This is a genomic window from Chryseobacterium sp. AC417, from assembly GCF_979258215.1.
In genome coordinates this window covers 2,885,261-2,910,374 of sequence record NZ_OZ409845.1, presented here as the reverse complement: position 1 = coordinate 2,910,374, position 25,114 = coordinate 2,885,261, and the positions used below count along the sequence as shown (strand labels likewise).

Below are 25,114 nucleotides of genomic sequence, written 5' to 3'. Positions count from 1 at the left end.
CAATGAGATTGAAATAAATCACTAATACATTGTACATGAATACATAAATACAACATATATGAACAAGAAAATTCAAATATTATCTATATTATTTTTGGGAATTTCGTCGGTGGCATTTTCTCAGATTAAGGAGGAAAAACTTATTCTTAACAAGAAAAGAGAACCGGAAGTAAAGAAAATTGAGAAGAAGAAAACCTCAGTTGAAATCATAAAAAACTATCCGCCGGAAGAGAAGTCTGCGAATCCTGTGAAATACAATATTACAGATGTTCCTGCGGTTTCAGATTTTAAAACTTCTACCATTCAGGGTGAAGATGTTGCTCCAAAATTTGACGGAACGGCTCAGAACAACTATTTTCAGTTCGGAATGGGAAATTACGGAAAGATTTTAGCAGATGCCAATATTTCTAAAACTCTTGAAAATAAAATAGAAGTAGGAGCAGATGTTCATGTGCTTTCTACCAACGGTTTGAAGAAAGTTTACGCCTGGGATTCTGATCAGAGTTCGGCAACGTTGGGAGCTTTTTTAAATTCTTATGGTGAAAAAGGAAAGATCAATATAAATGCTGAATACGGTTTAGATAATTACAACTACTACGGAATTTACGCATTAACGCCTTCGGAAGATGTAGATTTAAAGCAGAAAGTAAATCAGTTTAAAGTCAATGGATATTATGATTTTTATTCTAATGAAATTTTAAATGATGTAAGAGTAAAATCTTCATTTTTAAGCGATCATTTTGATGCGAAAGAAAATCAGGCTTCCATCCTGGCAAATCTTTCAAAACATGCTGTAGAACTAGGAAAAGGCGGAATTGTTCTGAATGCAGATTTAGGATTAGGCTTAGAGACTGTAAAAACAGATTTTGCCTTATTAAATGAAAATTCTTCAACGTTTTTCAATGCCAATATTGCTCCTAAAGTAACGTTCGCCAAAGGTGAATCTTATGTAATGTTAGGTTCTTCATTTTCCTTTTTAAATGCAAGAAATTCAAATTTAATTTTGGCTGAAGAATTAAAGAACAATAAAACGTACTGGTTTCCACAGGCTGAATTTCAGGTAGCAGCAGCGAAAGAATTTAAATTTTATGGTGGAGTTGACGGAGGTTTAAAACTCAATACTTACAGCGAATTGCTTCAGGAAAATCCGTTTCTGGTTTCAGACCAGATATTAAGACCTACAGAAACACAATATCATTTCTATGCAGGTTTAAGAGGTGATATTGACGAAACTCTTAAGTACGATGTGTCTGCCGGTTTTGGAAAATTGAGGAATATCATGTTTTTCCAGGGGAATAATTTATTTGATAACAGCTTTACTTTAGATCGTCCAGGATATGATTTTGCAAATACTTTTTCTGCGGTTTATGATGACGGAAATGTAAGTGACATCAAAGGAAGTTTACAGTATTTCCCATTAGAAAATCTTATTGTAGATGCTGATGTGAGATTTTTAAAATATGACATAAAGAATTACGAAAATATTTATAATGTTCCGTTAGTAACAGGAAGCATTGGTGCAAAATATACGATGTTTGAGAAAAAACTCTCATTAGGTTTCAAAGGAATTTTCGCAACAGACAGAACCACAAATTCGTATATGCTTGAAGGCGTGGGAAGTCCGTCGTTGATTTTTCAGTCAACTGAAGATACGAATGATAAAGTTGGTGGTTATGCAGATTTAAACTTGTCTGCAGAGTACAAAGTTCACAAAAATTTCAGTATTTTTGCACTTGGAAATAATCTTTTGAGCTCGACATACCAAACGTACAAAGGCTACAAAGTTCTTGGTGCACAAGTTGTGGGAGGTGTAAAGATTACTTTCTAAAATATAGGTGATGAGTAATTGGTAATAAGCAATATTGCATTACTTATCATTGATTACTCATTACTTATAAAAAACGGCTGCGTAGTTCAACTGGATAGAATATCAGATTTCGGCTCTGAGGGTTGGGGGTTCGAATCCCTTCGCGGTCACTAATGTCAATCACTTTCCCACAAAGGGATTGACAGCTTTTTCACTTTTTGGAAGCGTATTAATCGGTAACAAAATTAATGCGCATGAAAAATCTAAATTTCGGATACAAACGCCCCTGTTTTCTTGTGATAAGCCAAATTATAATTAGTTTTTTCAGCTTAATTTTTTCAATTTTTTTAAAATAGTATTACGTAATATTTTATTACATTTACATTAAAATACTAATATTCTATGAAGAAAAAAGTTATACTTGTGCAAGATAATATTGAGATTCTGGAAATAATGGATCAGGTATTAGATGATGCAGGATTTGATGTGATAGGATCGCTCAATACAGATCCTATTGAAAATGTAGAAAGTATTGATCCCGATATTGTGATTGTTGATGATCATATCAAAGGTGAAGTGAAAGGTTCACAGGTGATTAAAGAATTAAAGTCTGATCCTGAAACAGAAAGTATTCCTGCGGTATTAACCAGCACCTCAAGTAGCCTTCCGAAGGATGCCCAGCAATGTAAAGCAGACGATTTTATCGAAAAGCCATTTGGTATTGATGAAATGTTAGAAGTTATAGAAAGAAATGTTGATAAGTAATTTTGAACTTTAAAATAGTATAATTCCCTAAAAAAAGTCCGTTTCAATATAAGTAAAACGGACATTGATTTTTTTATCCATTTTTTTTCTGGGAAAACAATTTTTTTTTGCAGTGAAAAAATTCTTTTATTCCGCTGCATTCAGATTAATCTCTGATACTGCTACTTACTTAAATAGAATACCATAATTTTCTCCTCATCAAAGATTTATTGAAGCAATTTCAGAGCGTCCTTTTAATCTGGTAACTTATAATAAGATGCAAGCACTCTATGATGAAATTTCATAATGTTCCACGTTTTGCACTACTGCAATAATGGCTGCATATCTCACTGCACAAATTCACTTTCTTATAGCACTTTACAGATTTTACTTTTTCACTAAGAGACTTAAAAATATATTCTAAACATGAATTGCTCAGTTTCAATTTGATGCTTGGTGATGGCATCTTTTAGATTAGGTGATGTGATATTCTTTTCCATTTTTACTAACACCTTAAAAAAATTCTCTAAGGTTCTCATCCATATCACTTTTCGGCTTAATTACATCTACTTCTGTATAATCAATCCAAAATTTCCAATAATATTAATGATTATATTATGACCACGGTCATAGGAGATGATTCGTACATTGTTCTATCTTGTTCTCACTAAATTACATTATATGAAATACTTATTATGCTTCAGCCATTTATCATGGAACTTTGTTTATCAGCGACCGCAACATCTTTTGACCCGGTTTTCAAAAGCTTATCAGGTATTTTATTTTGAAGAGCCAAAAATTGGAGATTCCGACAGGTATATTGTCAATGTTCAGGATGGGGTTTATGTGGTAGAACTGTTGGTGACAAGACATGACGAGACTACAAACAGACGAATCCGGAATCTGATCAGCCAGCTGATAAAAGAATATCGTATCGGAAATTACATCAGTTGGTATTATACTCCCATGGCACTGCAGTTTACGGATGAACTGAATCCTGAGACGGTTGTTTACGATTCTATGGATGAATTGTCTGCTTTTAAATTTGCACCGCCACAGCTTTTAGAGTTGGAAGAAAAGTTATTCGAAAAAGCAGATGTGGTATTCACCGGTGGAAACTCTCTTTACCAGGCAAAGAAAAACAAACATGGCAACATTCATGCAATGCCAAGCAGTATTGATAAAGCCCATTTCGGAAAGGCCAGAGCTTTACAGCACGAGCCGGAAGACCAGTCACCCATTGGCTACCCAAGATTAGGCTTCTTCGGAGTGGTTGACGAAAGATTTGATATCGAACTCCTCCGTGAAGTTTCTGCAAAGCGCCCCGACTGGCAGTTTGTGATTATTGGTCCTGTGGTGAAAATTAATCCTGATGATTTACCGGTTGCTTCCAATATTCATTATTTAGGTCCGAAAACGTATTCCGAATTGCCTTTGTACATTGCACATTGGGATATCTCCCTTATTTTATTTGCATTAAATGAATCAACAGAATTTATCAGCCCCACCAAAACTCCTGAATATCTGGCAGCAGGCAAACCTGTGATTTCTACAGCCATCAGAGATGTTGTGAATCCCTATGGCATAGCAGGTCTGGTCAACATCATCGGTGATTCCGAATCTTTCATTTCAGCTGCAGAAAAAATATTTGCCGATACAGAAAAAGACCATTGGCTGAGAAATGTTGATCACTTTCTTGAAAACGATTCCTGGGATCACACTTTTAGTAAAATGAATGCCCTGATCAATGAAGTGACCATGACGGAGGAAACAGTTAAATACAAAAAAGCAAATTAATAACTATGTATGATTTTTTAATAGTAGGCTGCGGTTTTGCCGGAGCCGTGTTGGCAGAGCGTTTAGCTTCAGAAGGAAAGAAAATTTTAATTGTTGATAAGCGAGATCACATTGCAGGAAATGCTTTCGATTACTATAACGAAGACGGCATTCTGATTCATAAATACGGACCTCATATTTTTCATACCAATTCTGAAGATGTGTTTAGATATTTAGGAAAATTTACCGATTGGCGACCTTATGAGCACAGGGTTTTAGGAAGTGTAGACGGTTTATTGGTTCCTATTCCTATTAACCTGACGACGATTAATGATTTGTACGGTAAAAATTTAACTTCAGATGAGGTTACAGACTTTTTAGCCTCAAAAGCTGAGAAACGAAATCCCATTCTCACCTCCGAAGATGTTGTATTAAATGGAGTGGGGAAAGAACTTTACGAGAAATTTTTTAAAGGATATACCAAAAAACAGTGGGATCTTGATCCTTCAGAACTGGATGCTTCGGTTACGGCACGTGTTCCCACCAGAACCAATAAGGATGACCGTTATTTTACGGATACTTTTCAGGCAATGCCTAAAAACGGGTACACTGAGATGTTTAAAAAGATGCTGTCTCACAAAAACATCAGCATCATGCTGCAAACCGATTACCGGGATATTGTTGATGTAATTCCTTTTAAAACTTTGATTTATACAGGTCCGATCGATTCATATTTTGATTATTGCTACGGGAAGCTGCCTTACCGTTCTATCGATTTTAAATTTGAAACCCTGAATCAGGAAAATTACCAGCCCACAGGAACGGTGAATTATCCGACCTCCAATTTATATACAAGAATCACGGAGTTTAAATTTTTAACCGGGCAAAAAAACGAGAAAACCACCATCGTTTACGAATATCCTACAGCCGAGGGAGATCCTTATTATCCGATTCCGCGGAAACAGAATCAGGAAATTTACAATCAGTATAAAAAACTTGCAGAAGATCTTCCTGATGTATTTTTCACAGGCCGTTTGGGAACGTATAAATACTACAACATGGATCAGGTGGTGGCCCAGTCACTGGCACTTTTCAAAAAATTAAAAAGCAGGGAAGAATATGTTCAATAATGATTTTCTGCCTTCCAACATCAATCCTTTTAAAAGTTTTCTGATGGGTGGTTTTGAATGTGCAGATCAGCAGAATGCATTTGGAAACAGGGTAGATTTGTATAAAGCTTCAGGACACGACCGCTATTTGGAAGAAGATTATGACCAGTTAGATTTTTTTGGAATTAAAACCATTCGAGAAGGAATCAGGTGGAGTGCAGTGGAAACTAAACCTTACCAATATGACTGGACGGAAGTAGAACGTTTAATCAATATTTCGCGTGAAAAAGATATTCAGGTGGTTTGGGATATTTGTCATTTCGGATATCCTGATGATATCACGCCGCTTCACCCGATGTTTGCCAGAAGATTTGCGCATTTGTGTCGGGAATTTATTATAAAATACAGAAGCTTGGTTCCTGAAGGTCTTCTGGTTGTAACCCCGATCAATGAAGTCAGTTTTATTTCCTGGTTGGGCGGCGACGTCAGAGGGACTTCTCCATACTGTGTAGGGCAGGGTTGGGAAGTGAAGTATGCCTTGATGAAAGCTTATATTGAAGGGATAGAACGGATGAAAGAAATTGATCCTTGTGTACGGATCATGGTTACAGAACCACTCATCAGTATTGTAAGCAATCATCATGATGTAGTCTCTCTTTTGTCTGCTGAAAAAAAACATTTTGAGCAATTTCAGGTGCACGATATCCTTTCTGGCAAGATGTGCCCGGAACTTAGAGGCAAACCGGAATATTTAGATATTATCGGAGTCAATTATTATTACAACAATCAATGGATTAATGAAACCCATGAATTTTTGCCTTGGACAGAAACGCCTGCGCATCCGCTACACCGTACGCTGCATTCATTAATAGAAACTGTTTTTACAAGATATGGCAGACCTGTTGTTATTTCAGAAACCAGTCATCCCGGAGAAGACAGAGCCAAGTGGATTAAAGCAATCACTAAAGAATGTATTTCTATTTTAAAAACAGGACTTCCTCTTTTGGGTTGCTGTTTTTATCCTATTGTAGACCGGCCGGATTGGGATGATCTGGAAAATTGGCACCACAGTGGAATTTGGGATGTATTTGACCCGCTTTCATTAAAAAGAGAACCTGATTTGCAAAGTGTGGAAGCACTTGTAGAATTTAAAGAACAGCTGAATGCCATTCATGTTTTTAATTAAATAACTTTAGTTCAGTTAATAATATTTATTCAATGTAAAGCCTTCTGATTGTAGAAGGCTTTTTCTTTCGCTGATAAGGTATAAAACTATTGTACTAATTATTTTATCATTGATTATCGAGAATCAGAATCGATGATTTTTTTTAATTTGAATATGAATTATTACTCTACAGAACTTCTGATTACTTCTACATTTTCTTCATGCAACCTTTTCTTTAACCAATTTTTAAATTGAGGTTGATTGATTTCTTTACCGGAATAAACAACAACAAACTGTAATTTTGTACTGTCTGTTGCAGGAAATTGTTCAATTTTACCATAAGATAAATTAGATATTTCCGGATAGAGTATCTGTATTTCTTTTACCAGCGATGAGTCTGAGACTTTGTAAATATCCAGCTCTTGTCTGAGTTTTGAAATGGCAAAATCTTTTTCTGACAGATTGTTGTCAGTTTTATTGATCTCATTTAATATTTCAGACTTTAGATCTGCCGTGTTTTGTCTGATGATTAATTTGGTGTCTTCAAGTCCTTTATTCATCAGCATTTTGTTATAGGATGCTATTTCAGAAGGTGAAAATTTCTTGTTAAGAAAAGCAATATCTATTGTTTTCGGTAGTGTATTATAATTAATTTTTTTATAAATAACAGTATAACCGTTATTTTCGAATTCTTTCTGGATAAAAGACTCAGCAGTTTTTGTGAATTTTTTCTCATTGAGCAGATTATAAGCGAGATAAAAACTTGGAACAATCATCACAACAATTAAAATATATATACTGAATCGGATCCTTTTTTCGTATTTATTATCAACAATATAAGAAGGATATTTTAAATATTTAACGACAAGAAAAGTTGCAATGCAAATGAAAAAGCAATTGATTGTATACAGATAAAAAGCTCCAAAAAAATATGAAAAATTCAACGTAGCAAGACCAAAACCTGCAGTACAAAGAGGAGGCATCAATGCTGTAGCAATCGCAACTCCGGGAATAGGATTGCCTTTCTCTACTCGCGTAATAGCAATAACTCCTACCAAACCTCCAAAGAACGCAATTAAAACATCATAAATATTGGGGGCTGTTCTTGCCAATAACTCAGATTGTACATCCTTAAACGGACTAAGATAAAAGTACAGCGAAGAAACCGTCAAGCTAACAACAGTTGCAATAACGAGATTTTTTATCGATTTCTTTAAAAGCGGAATATTATACGTACCCAATGCAAATCCAGCGCCTACAATAGGACCCATGAGAGGCGAGATCAACATCGCTCCGATGATGACTGCCGTAGAATTTACATTGAGGCCTATAGATGCAATCATAATGGCGCAAGCAAGAATCCAGAGATTCGAGCCTCGGAAAGAAATATTGGAAGTTACATTATCTAAAACCTTATCTTTTCCTTCTTCGCCACTGTGAAGATTGATGAAATTAAAAATACTACTCATAATTGACAGAAATATTGGTTAAAGTATTTAAAAAATAACAATCTGCAAAATCGGTGGCTTATTTAAATGCTGGTTATATTTTAAATCAAAAATTTTGAAGCATCTGATTAAATAAAAATATCCGCCATGATAAACGACAAATACTTGTAATTTAATTGAAATGTGTGTGAATTATTGTAACATAATTACTTATAATATATTATTGTTTGATTTTTTTTTCTGAATTTATAATTTTGGTTAACTATTTGTATAGTAAAATATAACATTCTTTAACAATTAAAAATACGGTTATGAATATTTCTTATTACGATTTTACAAATTTACCGGATCAAGTACAGTACGAAATGGTATTAAGTTTTGGAAGAATGATTGATGAAAGCACGGTGAGCAATTCACGATATGTTCTTTATGAAATTTCAAATTTCACAGTAGAAATCATCTACAGTTTAAGCAAAAATACAATTGCCGGGAAAAATATTTTTCACAACAGAGCCGCATATTCGGCATAATAAACTCTGTTTTTATTTAATAAATTGTTAAAAATTCATTTCCTAGACTTTCTAAATCAATTTTCCACTTTATTCAGTCGGAAAAACTTATGATTTATTCATTATTTCTGACTTATCAAGTTTCTCCTACAAGTTTTTTGCATACTAATCATGTAAGATTTATCTAATAAAAAATTTGTACAATATATAAAAAACTCATTGTTTCTCAATCTCAGCTCACATTGATAATTCTGTCAACTGAAGACAATTTTTAATTGTTTTTTTTTTTTGAATATTAAGATCTATATTCTGTAATAACTGCGGTTTAATAATTCTAACAACCATTAATTATCTATCATTACAATTCTTATTTTTATTAAAATCATCCAAAATATTATTAACATGAAAGAGCAGGATGCTGTAAATTGGTAAAATGTATATTTTTATGAAAATGAAATGAAAGAATAATTTTCTTTAACAAATGAATTTCATTCATATACCTGATTTAATTATGAATTTTCAAAATATATCCAAATTTCTTTACTCACTGCTATTTCTTGCTTTATTTTCGTCTACATTAAAAAGCCAGGATCTTTTCCCGGACGGTACAAAAATCCCAAAATGGTTTAAAGAAAACAAACCGACAGACATCAACAAACTAGGCAAAAAGTATATTCTTACGGAAAATGGTGTGAAGAACGACAGTACAATTCTTCAGACAAAACAACTTCAGGCAATCATAGATTTGGCGGCTAAAAATGGCGGCGGTGTTATCATTGTTCCGAAAGGAACTTTTCTAATCAGTTCAGTTTTCTTCAAACAGGGAACGCATTTGCATCTGGAAAATGGTGCAAGATTAAAAGGAAGCGATGATATCAACGATTTTCCGATTGTGATGACAAGAATGGAAGGTCAGACTGTGAAATATTTTCCGGCTTTGATCAATGCTGATGGTTTGGATGGTTTCACGATTTCCGGAAAAGGCATGCTCGACGGAAACGGACTTAGATTCTGGAAGTCATTCTGAAAAGACGAGAATGGAATCCTAAATGTACAAATATGGATGAAATGAGACCTAGAATTATCTATGTTTCAAATTCTAAAAACGTTCAGTTTGAGGGAATTACCATTAAAAACTCGCCATTCTGGAGCACACATTACTACAAAAGTGATTTTGTAAAATTATTAAACCTAACAATTCTCGCTCCAAAAGAACCTGTAAAAGCACCAAGCACAGATGCCGTTGACATTGATGCGTGCACTAATGTATTGATTAAAAATTGTTACATGTCAGTTAATGACGATGCAATTGCTCTGAAAGGAGGTAAAGGTCCGAAGGCTGACAAAGACTCTAACAACGGAGAAAACAGAAATATCATTATAGAAGACAATACGTTCGGATTTTGCCATTCTGCACTCACTTGCGGAAGTGAATCGATCCATAATTACAATATCATTTTCAGAAACTCAACAGTGAAAGATGCATCGAGATTATTACATCTTAAAATGCGTCCCGACACGCCTCAACACTACGAATATCTTACGGTTGAAAACATCACCGGAAACGTAAAAACTTTCTTGTATGTAAAAGGGTGGAATCAGTTTTTCGATTTGAAAGGAGAAGAAAAACCGAAAACAAGACTGATCAACAATATCGTATTAAAAAATATTGACATCAGTTGTGAAATAGCTTTTGATATTGAAAAATCAGATCTTTACGAATTGACAGATTTCACATTTGAAAACCTGAAAATAAAAGCAGTAAAACCAAAAGAGGAAAACTTAGATGCGATAAAAAATCTGAAGAAGACTAAAGTAAATGTTACCCAGGTCGCTTCTCTCACTCACTCTTACGATAAAAAAGACGATTCTGATATTGCTGCAAAATGACCTGTTTTTCCAAAATATTTGTTCTCCTATGTCTGTGCTCACAGTTACTGCATTCTCAATCTAAGGAAATTCAATTCCTGAGCGGGACAGATTCTGAGCATACCAAAGAATGGAATTTTTGGATCAGTGGAGGGCGGAAATCTAGAAGTTGGGACAAAATTCAGGTGCCTTCACAATGGGAACAGCAGGGATTTGGCTCTTACAACTATGGACGAGATTATGTAACCAACGGAAAGAATTTTAAATTCAATGATGAAGTTGGATTATATAAACACAAATTTTCAGTTCCAGATTCCTGGAAAGGAAAATCCATAAATATTGTTTTCGAAAGTTCAATGACCGATACTGAAGTTAAAATCAACGGAAAATTAGCCGGAGAAATTCATCAGGGAGCTTTCTATGAATTTAAATATGATATTTCAGATAAAATATTATTTGGAAAAGAAAATATTTTAGAAGTTAAAGTTTCCAAAATGTCTGCAGACAAATCGGTCAACAATGCAGAACGTCTGGCTGATTATTGGATTTTAGGAGGAATTTTCAGACCGGTTTATTTAGAAGCCCATCCAAAAGAAAATATACCATCACTATCGATTGATGCAAAAGCAGACGGAACTTTCCTTTCAAATATTCATTTAAAAGGAATCAATTCTGCCAACAATGTAAAAGTCGAAATTTTCGATGCTGAAAATATTCTCATTGGCGAATCTCAGATGACCATTCAAAAAGGAGATACTTTAAAACAGATTCAATTCTCCGTTAAAAATCCAAAACTCTGGACAGCTGAAACGCCGAATCTGTATAAAGCGAAATTCAGTTTAAATAAAAATAGAAAAGCCATCTTTCACACTGATGAAAAATTCGGTTTCCGAACTATTGAAATCCGAAAAGGTGACGGAATCTATATCAACGGAACCAAAATCAAAATGAAAGGCATCAATCGTCACGTTTGGTGGCCTGAAACAGGAAGAGCGGTCAACAGAAAAATCGATTTAATGGACGTTCAGCTCATCAAAGAAATGAACATGAATGCCGTTCGCTGTTCACATTATCCACCGAATAAATCCTTCCTTCAGATGTGCGATTCTTTGGGTTTGTATGTTTTGGACGAACTCGCCGGATGGCAAAAAAAATACAGCACCGGAGTTGGCAAAAATCTGGTGAAAGAAATGGTTACGAGAGATGCAAATCATCCTTCCATTATTTTTTGGAGCAACGGAAATGAAGGAGGGCATAATTTTGATCTCGATAAAGAATTCGGAAAATATGATGTGTCGAATCGTGCCGTTATTCACGCCCATCACAAGCCAGGAAATGCTTTCAACGGAATCGACGGAAATCACTACGAAGATTATAACAGCACCAAAAAAATACTTGAAGGAGAAAATATTTACATGCCGACCGAGTTTCTTCATGCACAGGACGACGGCGGTGGCGGAACTTCTTTAGCCGATTACTGGGAACTTCACTGGAATTCAAAAAAAGGAGCAGGCGGTTTTCTTTGGGCGTTTGCAGATGAAGGTTTGGTAAGAACAGATTTTAATAATCAGATTGATGTAAATGCAATCAATGCTCCAGATGGAGTCGTGGGTCCGCATCGTGAAAAAGAAGGAAGTTTTTACGTCATCCGTGAAATTTACAGTCCGGTAAAAATAGATTTGAAAACTTTACCGAATGATTTTAATGGAACAATTCCTGTAGAAAACCGCTATCATTTTACGAACTTAAATGAATGTCAGTTTGAATGGAAATTGGTAAAATTTAAAACACCATTTTCATCAGAATCTGGTTTTGATATTCTTCAAAAAGGAAAAACAGAATCTCCGAATATTAAACCGACAGAGAAAGGAAATATCACTATAAACCTTCCCGCAAATTGGAAAGAAAATGAAGGTTTACTGTTGACTGCAACTGATTTTTTCGGTAAAGAAATGTACACATGGACTTGGAGAATTGCATCAAATGAAAAATTATCGACACAATTTTCGAAATCATTAATCAAAGAATCACCGGTTTCTGTCATAGAAAATGATTCGTTATTTATTCTAAAATCAGACGAAAAAGAATTTTCATTCGGGAAAAAAGACGGCTTATTAAAATCAGTTATTTTAGATAAAAAAGGCAAAAAAATGACCTTCCGAAATGGACCTGTTTTTGTGAACGGAAAAACCGAATTGTTATCCTTCAAAGCTTTTATGGAAGAAGGAGATGCAGAATTAGAAGCTCGTTTTAAAGACGGAAAAGTAATAGTTTGGAAACTAAATCATAATGGAATTTTAGAATTGAATTATGAGTATTCACTTTCAGGAGATTACCAATTTGCAGGTGTAAGTTTTGATTATCCTGAAAATTATGTTATCAGCACAAAATGGCTCGGAAAAGGCCCGTATCACGTTTGGAAAAACCGTTTGCAGGGACAAACTTATAACGTTTGGCAAAATCTGAGAAACTCAACAAGAACAGGTTTTTCACCTTGGATTTATCCCGAATTTAAAGGCTATTTCGATGATGTTTCATGGTTGCAGCTCAATACAGCAGAAGGAAAAATTACGGTTGGGACAAAAGAAGAAAAAATGTTCGTCAGACTTTTTGATTTTTATGGAATTTACGGTGCTGAAGGTTACCCCAAATTACCGGGTGGAAATGTTTCTTTCCTCGATGCGATTCCGCCATTGGGAACTGTTTTGGCGTTTAATATTAATAACGAAACTTCGACTTTAGGTCCGGAAAGTGAACCAAATCATCTGAACGGAACAATCAAAAGAACATTATATTTCTATTTTGGTCTGCCGGATTTGGGCGATGAAAACAAACAGTTTACAATGCCAAAAGAAAATATTTTGACTGATTAATAATGCAAAACTGGATAAAATTTTTAGCGCTTTTCTTAGGTTCGTTTTTGTTTGCGCAACAGACGACTTTCAAATTTGATTTTGGTACAGGTAGAACCAAAAACGGGTTTATTCCTATCACTTCAACTTCAAAATTTGATCAGAAAATAGGGTACGGTTTTATGGATGTTTCCGGTCTGAAATCTGTGGATAGAGGTGGAAATGCTTTAACTGGAGATTTTATTACCAGCGATAAACCATTCTATTTCTCAGTCGCAATTCCTGAAGGAAATTATGATATACAATTAAATCTTGGCGATTCTAAAGGAACATCTGAAACAACAGTTCGGGTAGAAAACCGCCGTCTGATGCTGAATGATAACAAAACAAAACAAGGCGAAATTCTCGAAAAACAAATTACAGTTCACGTTAAAGACAGCATTATCAGGAATGAGAACGGAACTCAAATTGGAATTGTAAAACTGAAACCGAGAGAAAGAAAATATCTGCATTGGGATAACCTTTTGACCATCGAATTCAATCACAAAGCTCCGAAAGTGTGTTCGGTCATCATTCAACCCAACAAAAAGGCTAAAACCATTTTTATCACCGGAGATTCTACTGTTGTGGATGCGCAGTATGAACCTTGGGCTTCGTGGGGACAAATGTTGCCCTGTTTTTTTGTTTCAAATGAAGTTGTGATTGCCAATTATGCCGAAAGTGGAGAAACTTTAAAAGCATTTGAAGACCGCCGCCGAATTGATAAAATCTGGAACAAAATAAAACCTGGAGATTATCTCTTCATCCAGTTCGGACACAATGACCAAAAAGCGGGAAACAGTATAAAATCAGGATATCGAAAAAGATTAAAAGAATGGATTTTAAAAGCTAAAGAATTAGGAGTAACTCCTGTTTTGATTACCTCAATGAACCGCAGAGTTTTTGATGAAAATAATAAAATTGTCAATACTTTAGATGATTTTCCTTCTGCGATGCGGGAAATTGCAAAAGAAGAAAATGTATATTTAATCGATTTAAATACATTGAGTAAAACCTTGTTTGAAGCAATGGGACCTGAAGCTGCAAAGAAAGCATTTGTACATTATCCGGCAAACAGCTATCCTAATCAGCCAACCGCTTTGGCAGATGATACGCATTTCAACACCTATGGAGCTTATGAATTAGCGAAATGTGTTATAAAATCTATTGCAGATCAAAATTTGCCTTTGAAGAAATATATTTTGAAAATTGATAAAAATTTTAATCCCGAAAAACCCGATGATGTTGAAAAATTCTACTGGCCTGAAAGTATCTATATGGAAACTTTAAAACCTGATGGAAATTAACAAATAAGAAATGAATATTCAATCGATCATAAAATTAAGTCTAATCTGTTTTGCCTTCGGAAATCTTTCCGCACAAAATCCGTGGCCAAAATCCACCGAAACCACAAAACCCTGGACACGGTGGTGGTGGATGGGAAATGCTGTAGACGAAAAGGGATTAGATAAACAACTAACCATTTTAAATGAAGCAGGTTTCGGAGGTGTGGAAATCGTTCCGATTTATGGCGCAAAAGGTTTCGAAAAACAGTACATCAGTTACCTTTCTCCGGAATGGATGAAAATGCTTCAGTTCACCACAGACAAAGCCAGAAGTCTGAAGATGGGCGTTGATATGTCGGTGGGAACAGGTTGGCCGATTGGCGGACCACAAGTTGAAGAAAAAGATGCTGCTACAAAAATGATTGTTCAGACGTATACGATTTCATCAGGCGAAAAATTTTCAGATAAAATTATACTGAAAGATGAAAAACAGAAGAATTTAAAAACAATAAAACTAGATATTGTAACAGCTTATAATGAGAAAAATGAAGGAGTTGTTATTACTGATAAAGTTAGTAGTGATGGAAGCTTGAATTGGAAACCAACATTTGGGAAATGGACAATCTACGCAGTTTTCGTTGGTAAAACCTTACAGAAAGTAAAACGTGCCGCACCTGGTGGAGAAGGTTATACTTTGGACCATTTTTCGCCGGATGTGACCAAAGATTATCTGAAAACTTTCGATAAGGCTTTTGGAAATTCCAATTACGGAATCCGTTCTTTTTTCAATGACAGTTATGAGGTTTATAATGCCGATTGGACACCGGATTTTAAAAATGAATTTAAGAAAAGACGAGGCTACGATTTAAGTCCGTATATCAAATATTTAGTAAGCAACGAGGAAAATGAAATATCAGAAAGAGTAAAATCCGATTACCGAGAAACCTTAAGCGAATTGATTTTAAATAATTTCACGAAAGATTTTACCAGTTGGGCTCATTCGAAAAACTCAAAAAACACGAATCAGGCGCACGGTTCGCCGGGAAATTTGCTTGATTTGTATGCTGCAGTGGATATTCCTGAATCTGAAACTTTCGGAAGCTCAGTTTTTGATATTCCGGGTCTAAGAAGAGACAGTGCAGATATTCAGAAATCAGATATTCCGGATTTTAATATGCTGAAATTTGCTTCTTCAGCAGCAAACGTGACCGGCAAAAAATTAACTTCTAATGAGACTTTTACCTGGCTGACCGAACATTTCAAAACCTCGTGGTCACAGGCAAAACCGGAGGTGGAGCAGGTTTTTTTATCGGGAATTAACCACGTTTTTTACCACGGAACAACGTATACGCCGACCGATGTGCCTTTTCCGGGCTGGCTGTTTTATGCTTCCGTGAATTTCGTTCCTGACAACAGTTTGTGGCCTCATTTGAAAGGATTAAATTCTTACATCGAACGTACACAATCTGTTTTACAAAGTGGAAAATCAGATAATGAGCTGTTGATGTACTGGCCGATTTACGACCAATGGGCAAGTCCGAAAGGGAAAGATATGACGTTCAAAGTTCATAACGTGGAAAAATGGTTACAACCCACTCCGATGTATGAAAATTTGACGAAGCTTAACAAAATGGGTTATTCTCTGGATATGATTTCCGATAAAATGATTGGAGAATCGATGATGGAAAATCAGAATATTAAGGTATCAAAATCAGGATCTGCATATCAGGTTTTAATCATTCCCGAACTCACTTATTTGCCCGTGTCTACTTTAAAAAATATCTTAGATTTGGCTCAAAACGGAGCATCAGTTATTTTTCAAAATGAGCCGAAAGATATTCCCGGAAATTTTGAAGTGGAGAAAAGAAGAAATCAGTTAAAATCTTTATGGAATCAAATTCAATTTAAAAATCAAGCGGGAAATGTAAAAACAGCAAGTTTCGGAAAAGGAAAAATTATCTTGAGTGCGGATGTTGCAAAAGGCTTAGAATATTTAAAAATTGAAAGAGAAAAACTGACCGACACAGGATTGAAATTTGTGAGAAGACAGTTTGATGGTGGAAAATATTATTACATCGTCAATCACACTTCAAAAGAAATCAGTCAGAATATTCCATTGAATTTTACAGGAAAACAAGTCACTTTGATGAATCCAGAAAATGGAGATTTCGGAATCGCTCAGACTCATAATAATTCGGTTAGAATTCAGCTGAAATCGGGAGAATCTTTAATTATAAAAGCTTCTCAAAATACAGAAACCTTACTTCAAAAATGGAATTACACTGAAAAAACCAAATCACCAATCGTTTTAAACCAAGCTTGGCAACTGAGTTTCAAAGAAGGCGGTCCCGAACTTCCGAAATCCCGAACTTTAGGAAAACTTGAACCTTGGACCAACTTCACAGAAGATGCTTCCACACAAAGTTTTTCAGGAACAGGAGTTTACACAACTACATTAAATGTAAGGAAAAAAAATGCAGACGATTACCTCTTGAAATTTGACAAACTTTACGAAAGCGCAAAAGTCATTGTCAACGGTCAGGAAGCAGGAATTGTCTGGAGCATTCCATTTGAAATCAACATCGGAAAGTATGTAAAGAAAGGCAAAAATACCATTCAAATCGAGGTCTGTAATCTTATGGCGAACAGAATTAGAGATATGGATAAAAAGAAAATACAGTGGAGAAATTACCACGAAATTAACTTTGTAAATATCGATTATAAACCATTTGACGCATCCAATTGGAAAGTACAGCCTTCCGGTTTGGATGGCGAAATTCAATTGGTTCCAATATATTATTCAAAATAAATATTTGAATAAATAATAGTGCAATCGATTAATCAAGCTTAAAAAAGAAGAATTATGATTTTTAAATTGAAATATATTTTAGTTCCGATTCTATTTTCACAAACTCTATTTGCCCAAAGACAAATGGAATATCTGAAGAGAGGAATTGTTGCTATACCTTCAGATTCCGGTGTTTTTGTGAGTTGGCGTTTGCTGGGAACTGAAGCTCAGAATACTCAGTTTGATTTGTATCGTGTTGAAAATAACTCAGCCAAAAAACTCAACACAAAGACGCTGTTGAATGAAACAAGTTTTTTAGATAAAACAGCCGACAAGACAAAGAATTATAGCTACTTCGTAAAATCAAATACTCAAGATAAAACGATTGATATTGATTCTGCGAACTATGTTGCGAATCAAAAACCTTATTTTTCAATTCCGTTAAAAACACCGGCCGGATATATTCCGAATGATGCTTCTGTTGCAGATTTGGACGGAGACGGCGAATACGAAATCATTCTTCATCAGACCGGAAAATCCAAAGACAACAGCCAGAAAGGAATCACAGATCCGCCAATCATTCAGGCTTATAAAATGAATGGAAAGCTTTTGTGGGAAATTAATTTAGGTAAAAATATACGTGAAGGAGCGCATTACACACAGTTTTTAGTGTATGATCTCGACCAGGACGGAAAAGCAGAAATCGTAATGAAAACTGCCGCCGGAAGCAAGGATGGAAAAGGAAAATACATTGGTGATTCGACGAAAAATTACGTCAACGAAAACGGATATATCCTTTCAGGACCAGAATATCTGACGGTTTTTGATGGGCAAACCGGAGCAGAAATTCATACCGTGAATTATGAAGTTCCAAGATTTGCAGGCAGTTTAAATCCAACCGATGAACAAATGACTGCAACCTGGGGCGATGCAAAAGGAAACCGTCTCGACAGATTTTTGGGAGCCGTAGGATATCTGGATGGTAAAACGCCAACTGTGATTATGTCGAGAGGGTATTACACGAGAACCGCAATCGCAGCTTGGGATTATAAAGATAAAAAACTCAGTTTGAGATGGCTTTTTGATACCGAAAGCTCAGAAGAAAATAAACAATACCGTGGGCAGGGAAATCACAATCTTTCTGTCGCAGATGTAGATAACGATGGAAAAGACGAGATTGTTTTTGGTGCAATGACCGTCGATGATGACGGAAAAGTATTAAACAGTACAGGTTTTGGTCACGGTGATGCATTGCACGTTGGAGATCTTGATCCGTCAAATCCAGGATTGGAAGTTTTTGATATTCAGGAAAGGTTTGATGACGCAGGAGCACATTTCAGAGACGGAAAAACCGGGAAAGTTCTGTGGAAATTGCCGTCTTTGATTTACAGTAAAAATGGGAAATATCAAGGACCCGGAAGAGGTTTGTCTTTAAATATTGACCCTCGTTATGACGGTTCAGAATCATGGGCAGCTGGAGCAGGTTTGAAGGGCATTTATGATACTAAAGGAAAAAAAATAAGTGATAAAAATCCGCCTGCCAATATGGGAATTTATTGGGACGGCGATTTTTTAAGTGAAATTTTAGACGGAACATCAGTTTCAAAATGGGATTGGAAGAATGAGAAATCAAAACTCATTTTTGATGCTAAAGATTTCCAGTGTGAATCGAATAACGGAACCAAGAAAAATCCGGCTTTGGTGGCAGATTTATTTGGCGATTGGCGTGAAGAAGTAATGTACAGAACGTCTGATAATCAGGAATTGAGAATTTTTTCTACGACTATTCCTACGCAGCACAGATTGTACACTTTGATGCACAATCCGCAATACAGATTAAGCATTGTTTGGCAGAATGTAGGTTACAATCAGCCTCCACATACGGATTATTATCTGGATGAATCTCTGAAAGAAGTTCCCAAACCGAATATTGTAACAGTGAAACCTTAAAATAAAATTGAAAAATAATAAATTAAAATATATGAAAAGATCACTCATTAAAAATGGTGCTTTTACATTGATCATTGCAGTATTGTCTTCATGTTCTGTTCAGAAACAGACTTATGCAAGTAAGGTTGAGCTCCCCGCTAAAAAAGAAGTTCTGGAAGTTTCCAGACGTGCTAACCAATATTTTATGAACAAATGGCCCGATACAGGCAAAGAAATTGTGGGCAAAAAAGTATGGCCAAGTAATCTCTGGACTCGCGCAGTCTATTATGAAGGATTGATGGCTTTATACAAAGTCGATCCGAGAAAAGAGTATTATGATTACGCAATGTCATGGGCAAATAACCATAAATGGGATTTGATGCGAGGAACATATACCAGAAATGCCGATCACCAAGCTTGCGGACAAACCTACATCGACCTTTATGAAATAGACGGGAAAAAACATCCCGAGAGAATTAAAAATGTAAAAGCCTCGATGGACAGTATGATTGCTACGTCAAAAGTTGATGACTGGTGGTGGATTGATGCACTTCAGATGTCGATGCCTATTTTTACGAAATTGGGCAGAATTACAGGTGAGCAAAAGTATTTCGATAAAAATTATGAAATGTATGCATACACTAAATATAAGCACGGAGGCAACGGCTTGTACAATCCGGTCGACAAGATTTGGTGGAGAGACAAAAGTTTTGTGCCGCCTTATAAAGAACCAAACGGCGAAGATTGTTATTGGAGCAGAGGAAACGGTTGGGTAGTTGCCGCATTGGCAAAAACATTAGAAGATACGCCAAAATCTGATCCTCATTATCAGGAATACTTACAGGATTATAAAGATTTGTTGGCAGCTTTGCTACCAATCCAGAGAGAAGATGGCTTCTGGAATGTAAGTTTGCACGATCCCAATAATTTTGGTGGAAAAGAAATGACAGGAACGGCACTTTTCGTTTACGGAATGGCGTATGGTGTCAACAATGGATTGATCGACAGAGAGACTTACTTGCCGGTTCTGGTAAAAGCCTGGAATGCTATTGCAAAAGATTCTGTACAGCCAAACGGATTTTTGGGTTGGGTACAGGGAACCGGAAAAGAACCAAAAGACGGTCAGCCACTTTCTGTAAGTAAAGAGCCTGATTTTGAAGATTACGGTTTGGGGTGTTTACTACTTGCCGGAAGCGAGGTGTATAAATTGAAGTAATTTCTGTTTAAATTTGAAACCGATATACATGACACTACAAGATGCACAGTTGTCATCATATCAGTAATTTTCAGATTCAACCAATATAAATAAATTATGAATGCATTATTAGGAGTATTATTTCACTTTCTGGGTGGTTTCTCTTCAGGAAGTTTTTACCTGCCTTACAAAAAAGTAAAAGGTTGGTCTTGGGAAACTTATTGGTTGATCGGAGGCGTTTTCTCATGGATTATTGTTCCGCCACTTGCTGCATATCTTACGATTCCTGGTTTTTGGGAAATTATTCAGAATGAAAGTTCATCTATTATAGGACTGACGTTTTTGTTCGGTGCTTTATGGGGAATTGGTGGTTTTACGTATGGTTTAGGCGTTCGATATTTGGGTGTTGCATTAGGAAGCAGCATTATTTTAGGACTTTGTATGGTTTTCGGATCGCTGGTTCCTTCTATTTATTACGAGTTTTCTCCTCAATCGGGAAAAGATAATATCGGTTTAATGATGTCAAGTTCTTGGGGACAGTTTGTTTTGCTGGGACTTTTTGTCTGCGTCATCGGAATCATTATCAGCGGAAAAGCGGGAATGATGAAGGAAAAAGAACTTAAAACCGTTTCTATAGATCCTCACGGTACAGAAGTGAAAACTGAATATAAATTCGGATTGGGTTTGACGGTTTCAATCATTTCCGGAGTTTTGAGTGCGTGTTTTAATTTCGGTTTGGAAGCCGGAAAACCAATGGCAAATGTTGCCAACGAAGCCTGGAAATTAGCCAATCCTAATCAGGGAGAGTTCCTTTTTCAAAATAACGTAACCTATGTTGTGGTACTTTGGGGCGGAATGGCAGTCAATCTCATCGGTTGTCTTTATCTGGCTTTTAAAAATAAATCTTATACCGATTATACGAAAACAAATGTTCCGGTAGTAAAAAATATCATTTTTTGTGCATTGGCAGGAACGATGTGGTATCTTCAGTTTTTCTTCTACGGAATGGGAGAAAGCAAAATGGGGAACGGCGCAAGCTCTTGGATTTTACACATGGCATTTATTATTTTAATTGCCAATCTTTGGGGCGTAGTCATCAAAGAATGGAAAGGCGTTTCCAAAAAAACAATCACAACTATTTCAATGGGAATGTTCGTTTTGCTTATTTCTATTTTGATTGTGGGGTATGGAAATTCTTTGAGATAATTTTATATAAAATATTTCTTCATTATAGTTAAATTTCATATTAATTTTTTAGGACACTGATTTTTCTCAGTGTCTTTTTTTTGGTTAATAATACACAATTTTGTAATCATGATTTTAAGTAAATAAGAGAATACACATTTTGAAGTTGTTGCATATTTTGAATATTAACCAAGATTTATTAATTAAATCGTTAATATTTTCCCATATCGTTAAGGATTTGTATAATTATTTAAGAAAAATTAAGAATTTTATAATGCAGGATATTGCAGGATGCCAAAACTTTCGCAACGCTGTACTTTGGTGACAGAAATAAGTAATGTAAATAAAAATTAATATATGTCTCTAATAATTAAACACAAGAATTTTAAGCCACTTATCGCACCGCTGTTTTTGCTTGCATCTGGCTTTATGTTCGGACAAAAAACAGCAAGTGATAGTGTAAAAACAGATACTAAAGATATCGATGAGGTAGTTATTATCGGTTATGGAAAAGTAAAGAAATCTGATCTTACAGGATCTGTATCATCTGTATCTGCAAAAGATCTTGCGGCAACACCTGCAATGAATGCTTTGCAGGCTTTACAGGGAAGGGCAGCCGGATTAAATATCGTTACCGCAGGTGGAGCTCCGGGAGCTGGTGCAAATGTTACTGTACGTGGTGGTGCTTCTATTACTCAGGGTACAGAGCCTCTTTATATTGTAGATGGTTTTCAGCTGGATAATGCGCTGAATATTATCAACCCCAATGATATTGAAAGTATCGATGTACTGAAAGGTGCTTCTGCAATCGCAATCTACGGAGCGCGTGGTTCAAATGGAATTATTGTAATTAAAACCAAAACAGGTAAAAAAGGAAGAATAACCATCAATTATAACTCTTTCATGGCATTTGATATGCTTTCGAAGAAACTGGATATGATTTCAAACTCTGAGCAATATGTGAAATATCAGTATGAGATGGCACAGCTTCAGGGAAAAACAACTACATGGAGTAATGTTTTCGATAATAGTTTAGGTGTAGATTCTCCTGGCTTTTATACGGGAGCTTTTAACAGGATCAGTAATCGTTACGCATCACAACCTGCATTAGACTGGCAGGAAAAAATGCTTGGCGGAACAGGAATTACTACCAATCATAACGTAAGTGTCTCTGCTGGTAATGAAAAAACACAGGCATTCATCAGCTACAATTACAACAAGCAGGAAGGTTTGTTACAAAATTTCAGTGAGACGAGAAACTCTTTGCGTGCCAACATCAACTCAGAATTATACAAAGGTGTACGTTTAGATTTCAGTTCAATGTTTACGTCAAATTCTACCAATGGTGGAGGTGCGTATTCAGGAATGAAAAAAATATTGCTACAGCCTATTACAGGAGGTACATTATTTACTCAGGATGAATTATTTAATACCCAGACATTTCCTGATTACTCTTCATTAGATTCCGGTTATGATACAGAAAATCCTTATGTCGAAACTGCTGCGTCCACATCAAACAGACGTGCCAGAACATTTTTGGCGAATGTAGGTTTAGAATTTGATTTGTTAAAAAATTTCACATTCAGAACTGCGGGATCTTATAACTGGACGAATAGTAAGTCAACTTCATTTTCAGATAAAAACTCTCGTGCATTTCTTACAGATCCTGTAAATACTGGGATCAACGGTAGTATTGGGAATTCTGAAGCGTACAGATATCAGATTACAAATACATTGACTTATAATACAACTTTAGGTGAAAAACATAAAATTACAGGTTTAATCGGTAATGAAATAATCTATGACGAAAATGAAAGTAGCAGCATGAGACTGATAAGGTTTCCTTCTATTTTAAATTACGGGTTAGATGATATTTCAAATGCTACAGTTGCTGATAAGGATGCAGGTAAATCTAGCAATGCGCTGATTTCATACTTTGCACGTGTAAATTATAACTATGATAATCGCTATTTGTTAACCGGGACTGTTCGTAGAGACGGTTCGTCAAAATTCGGTCCGGATGAAAAATTTGGTGTTTTTCCATCTGTAGCTGCAGCCTGGAGAGTTTCTCAAGAAGGTTTCTGGAAAAATTCTAAAATTGAAAATGTAATTAATGATCTTAAGTTCAGATATGAATTTGGGATCGTAGGGAACAACAGCATACCAAATAATGTATTCAGAACCAATGTTGTTGCAACAGATTATCCTATTAATAATACAATTGGGAATCTAGCTTTGGTAACAAGCAGTGTACTGGGTAACCGTGGTGTGCAGTGGGAAGAGATGAAATCTACTAACTTTGGGGTAGATTTGGCTTTATTTAACAATAGAATCAAGCTGACTTCTGAATGGTATAATAACAATGTAACCGGCATGTTGCTGGAAACTGTACTTCCTGTGTCAACAGGATATTCAAGACAGTTTAAAAATATTGGATCTATGAAGAATACCGGGATGGAATTCACATTAAATTCAGTGAATTTAAGTTCTGAAAACTTCAGATGGTCTACAGATGCCAATATAGGATTTAATAAGTCTAAAGTTTTATCTCTTGATGAAGGGAGAACTTTCCGAAATTTCAATGCAGGAAGCAACAGAGCAGGTATGGTAACATATTATGCAACCGTCGGAGAAGAATTAGGTGATATGTACGGATATGTTTATCAGGGAATTTATACCACAGATGACTTTATCCAGGCTTCAAACGGAACATTAACTTTGAAACCCGGAGTTGTAAAGCCTTCTACAGGAACTCCAAAACCTGGTGATATAAAATTTGCTGCTGATAATGAAGCCGGCGATCAGTTTACAAGAAAATTGGTGAAGATAGGAAACGGAACACCTGATTTTATTGGTGGTTTGAGTAATAATTTCTCTTACAAAGGTTTTGATCTTGCGGTATTTATGAAATTCAGTGTGGGTGGCGATGTTTACAATGCTACAAAGCACAGTATGAGCCCTTATGCTTTATTCCAAAACGTGCCTTCAGAATTTGGCGATAATTATTACCATGTAGTTGACCCGAATACTGGGCAGGCTGCGACAAGTTTGGTAAGGCTAAAAGAACTTAACCCTAATGAGGAATCAAGGCTTTGGAGTTTAGGGACTACCAATTCAAGCTATATTACTTATCCTTCATCATATTATGTAGAAGACGGTTCATATTTAAGAATTGCTATGGTCACTTTGGGATATTCTTTTCCTAAAGAATTTTTAAGCACTGTTAGATTATCTAATGCACGTATTTATGCAACGGTTAATAATCTGGCTACAATCACTGGGTATTCTGGTTTTGATCCGGAAGTATCAGCTGCGAGCGGTGTGACTATTACACCTGGTTATGATAGTTCATCATTTCCAAGATCCAGAAGCTATGTTTTGGGTATCAATCTTACTTTTTAATATTTAAATGT

General features: G+C 35.7%; 16 protein-coding genes and 1 tRNA gene. 16 read left to right on the top strand and 1 reads right to left on the bottom strand.

The genetic code is table 11. The features are described from left to right. The first annotated feature begins 58 nt into the window (after window positions 1-58). The 6 genes from ACZZ9T_RS13835 to ACZZ9T_RS13810 all read left to right on the top strand — a co-directional run bounded on the left by ACZZ9T_RS13835 (window position 59) and on the right by ACZZ9T_RS13810 (window position 6,622). Entirely contained in the window at window positions 59-1,828 is a 1,770-nt protein-coding gene (locus ACZZ9T_RS13835; RefSeq protein ID WP_463442569.1) for a porin family protein, read from the top strand. A gap of 75 nt (window positions 1,829-1,903) precedes the next feature. After that, a tRNA-Arg gene (locus tag ACZZ9T_RS13830) sits at window positions 1,904-1,977 on the top strand. 232 nt (window positions 1,978-2,209) lie between these two features. Further along, window positions 2,210-2,572 carry a response regulator gene (locus ACZZ9T_RS13825; RefSeq protein WP_463442568.1) on the top strand — a complete coding sequence of 121 codons (363 nt, stop codon included), beginning with the start codon at window positions 2,210-2,212 and terminating at the stop codon, window positions 2,570-2,572. 660 nt (window positions 2,573-3,232) lie between these two features. Continuing rightward, window positions 3,233-4,348, top strand: coding sequence for a glycosyltransferase (locus tag ACZZ9T_RS13820; protein ID WP_463442567.1), 1,116 nt, complete (start codon window positions 3,233-3,235; stop codon window positions 4,346-4,348). A gap of 5 nt (window positions 4,349-4,353) precedes the next feature. Beyond that, window positions 4,354-5,457, top strand: a complete 1,104-nt coding sequence (gene glf / locus ACZZ9T_RS13815) for a UDP-galactopyranose mutase (protein ID WP_463441773.1) — start codon at window positions 4,354-4,356, stop codon at window positions 5,455-5,457. Next, entirely contained in the window at window positions 5,447-6,622 is a 1,176-nt protein-coding gene (locus ACZZ9T_RS13810) for a hypothetical protein (protein ID WP_463442566.1), read from the top strand. The genes glf and ACZZ9T_RS13810 overlap by 11 nt, the downstream gene beginning before the upstream one ends. Window positions 6,623-6,783: 161 nt before the next feature. On the opposite strand, the gene ACZZ9T_RS13805 is transcribed toward ACZZ9T_RS13810, so the two are convergent. Then, complete coding sequence (locus ACZZ9T_RS13805) at window positions 6,784-8,070, bottom strand: DUF389 domain-containing protein (RefSeq protein ID WP_463442565.1); 1,287 nt, start codon at window positions 8,068-8,070, stop codon at window positions 6,784-6,786. 290 nt (window positions 8,071-8,360) lie between these two features. On the opposite strand from ACZZ9T_RS13805, the gene ACZZ9T_RS13800 reads away from it, so the two are divergent. The 10 genes from ACZZ9T_RS13800 to ACZZ9T_RS13755 all read left to right on the top strand — a co-directional run bounded on the left by ACZZ9T_RS13800 (window position 8,361) and on the right by ACZZ9T_RS13755 (window position 25,103). After that, window positions 8,361-8,579, top strand: coding sequence for a hypothetical protein (locus ACZZ9T_RS13800; RefSeq protein WP_463433077.1), 219 nt, complete (start codon window positions 8,361-8,363; stop codon window positions 8,577-8,579). Window positions 8,580-9,069: 490 nt separating this feature from the next. After that, entirely contained in the window at window positions 9,070-9,585 is a 516-nt protein-coding gene (locus ACZZ9T_RS13795; protein ID WP_463442564.1) for a hypothetical protein, read from the top strand. Window positions 9,586-9,617: 32 nt separating this feature from the next. After that, window positions 9,618-10,448 carry a glycoside hydrolase family 28 protein gene (locus ACZZ9T_RS13790; RefSeq protein WP_463442563.1) on the top strand — a complete coding sequence of 277 codons (831 nt, stop codon included), beginning with the start codon at window positions 9,618-9,620 and terminating at the stop codon, window positions 10,446-10,448. Beyond that, window positions 10,445-13,300 carry a glycoside hydrolase family 2 protein gene (locus tag ACZZ9T_RS13785; protein ID WP_463442562.1) on the top strand — a complete coding sequence of 952 codons (2,856 nt, stop codon included), beginning with the start codon at window positions 10,445-10,447 and terminating at the stop codon, window positions 13,298-13,300. The genes ACZZ9T_RS13790 and ACZZ9T_RS13785 overlap by 4 nt, the downstream gene beginning before the upstream one ends. A 2-nt stretch (window positions 13,301-13,302) precedes the next feature. Next, a complete protein-coding gene (locus ACZZ9T_RS13780) occupies window positions 13,303-14,625 on the top strand; it encodes a rhamnogalacturonan acetylesterase (protein WP_463442561.1) in 1,323 nt (440 codons plus the stop codon). Between the two features lie 10 nt (window positions 14,626-14,635). Continuing rightward, window positions 14,636-17,413, top strand: coding sequence for a glycosyl hydrolase (locus ACZZ9T_RS13775; protein ID WP_463442560.1), 2,778 nt, complete (start codon window positions 14,636-14,638; stop codon window positions 17,411-17,413). Between the two features lie 54 nt (window positions 17,414-17,467). Further along, a complete protein-coding gene (locus tag ACZZ9T_RS13770; protein WP_463442559.1) occupies window positions 17,468-19,342 on the top strand; it encodes a rhamnogalacturonan lyase in 1,875 nt (624 codons plus the stop codon). A 31-nt stretch (window positions 19,343-19,373) separates the two neighbouring features. Further along, entirely contained in the window at window positions 19,374-20,537 is a 1,164-nt protein-coding gene (locus tag ACZZ9T_RS13765) for a glycoside hydrolase family 88/105 protein (RefSeq protein ID WP_463442558.1), read from the top strand. A gap of 96 nt (window positions 20,538-20,633) precedes the next feature. After that, window positions 20,634-21,722 (top strand): L-rhamnose/proton symporter RhaT, encoded by a 1,089-nt coding sequence (gene rhaT, locus ACZZ9T_RS13760; RefSeq protein WP_463442557.1) that lies wholly within the window; start codon window positions 20,634-20,636, stop codon window positions 21,720-21,722. Window positions 21,723-22,058: 336 nt separating this feature from the next. Then, window positions 22,059-25,103 (top strand): SusC/RagA family TonB-linked outer membrane protein, encoded by a 3,045-nt coding sequence (locus ACZZ9T_RS13755; protein WP_463442556.1) that lies wholly within the window; start codon window positions 22,059-22,061, stop codon window positions 25,101-25,103. Window positions 25,104-25,114: the final 11 nt, after the last annotated feature.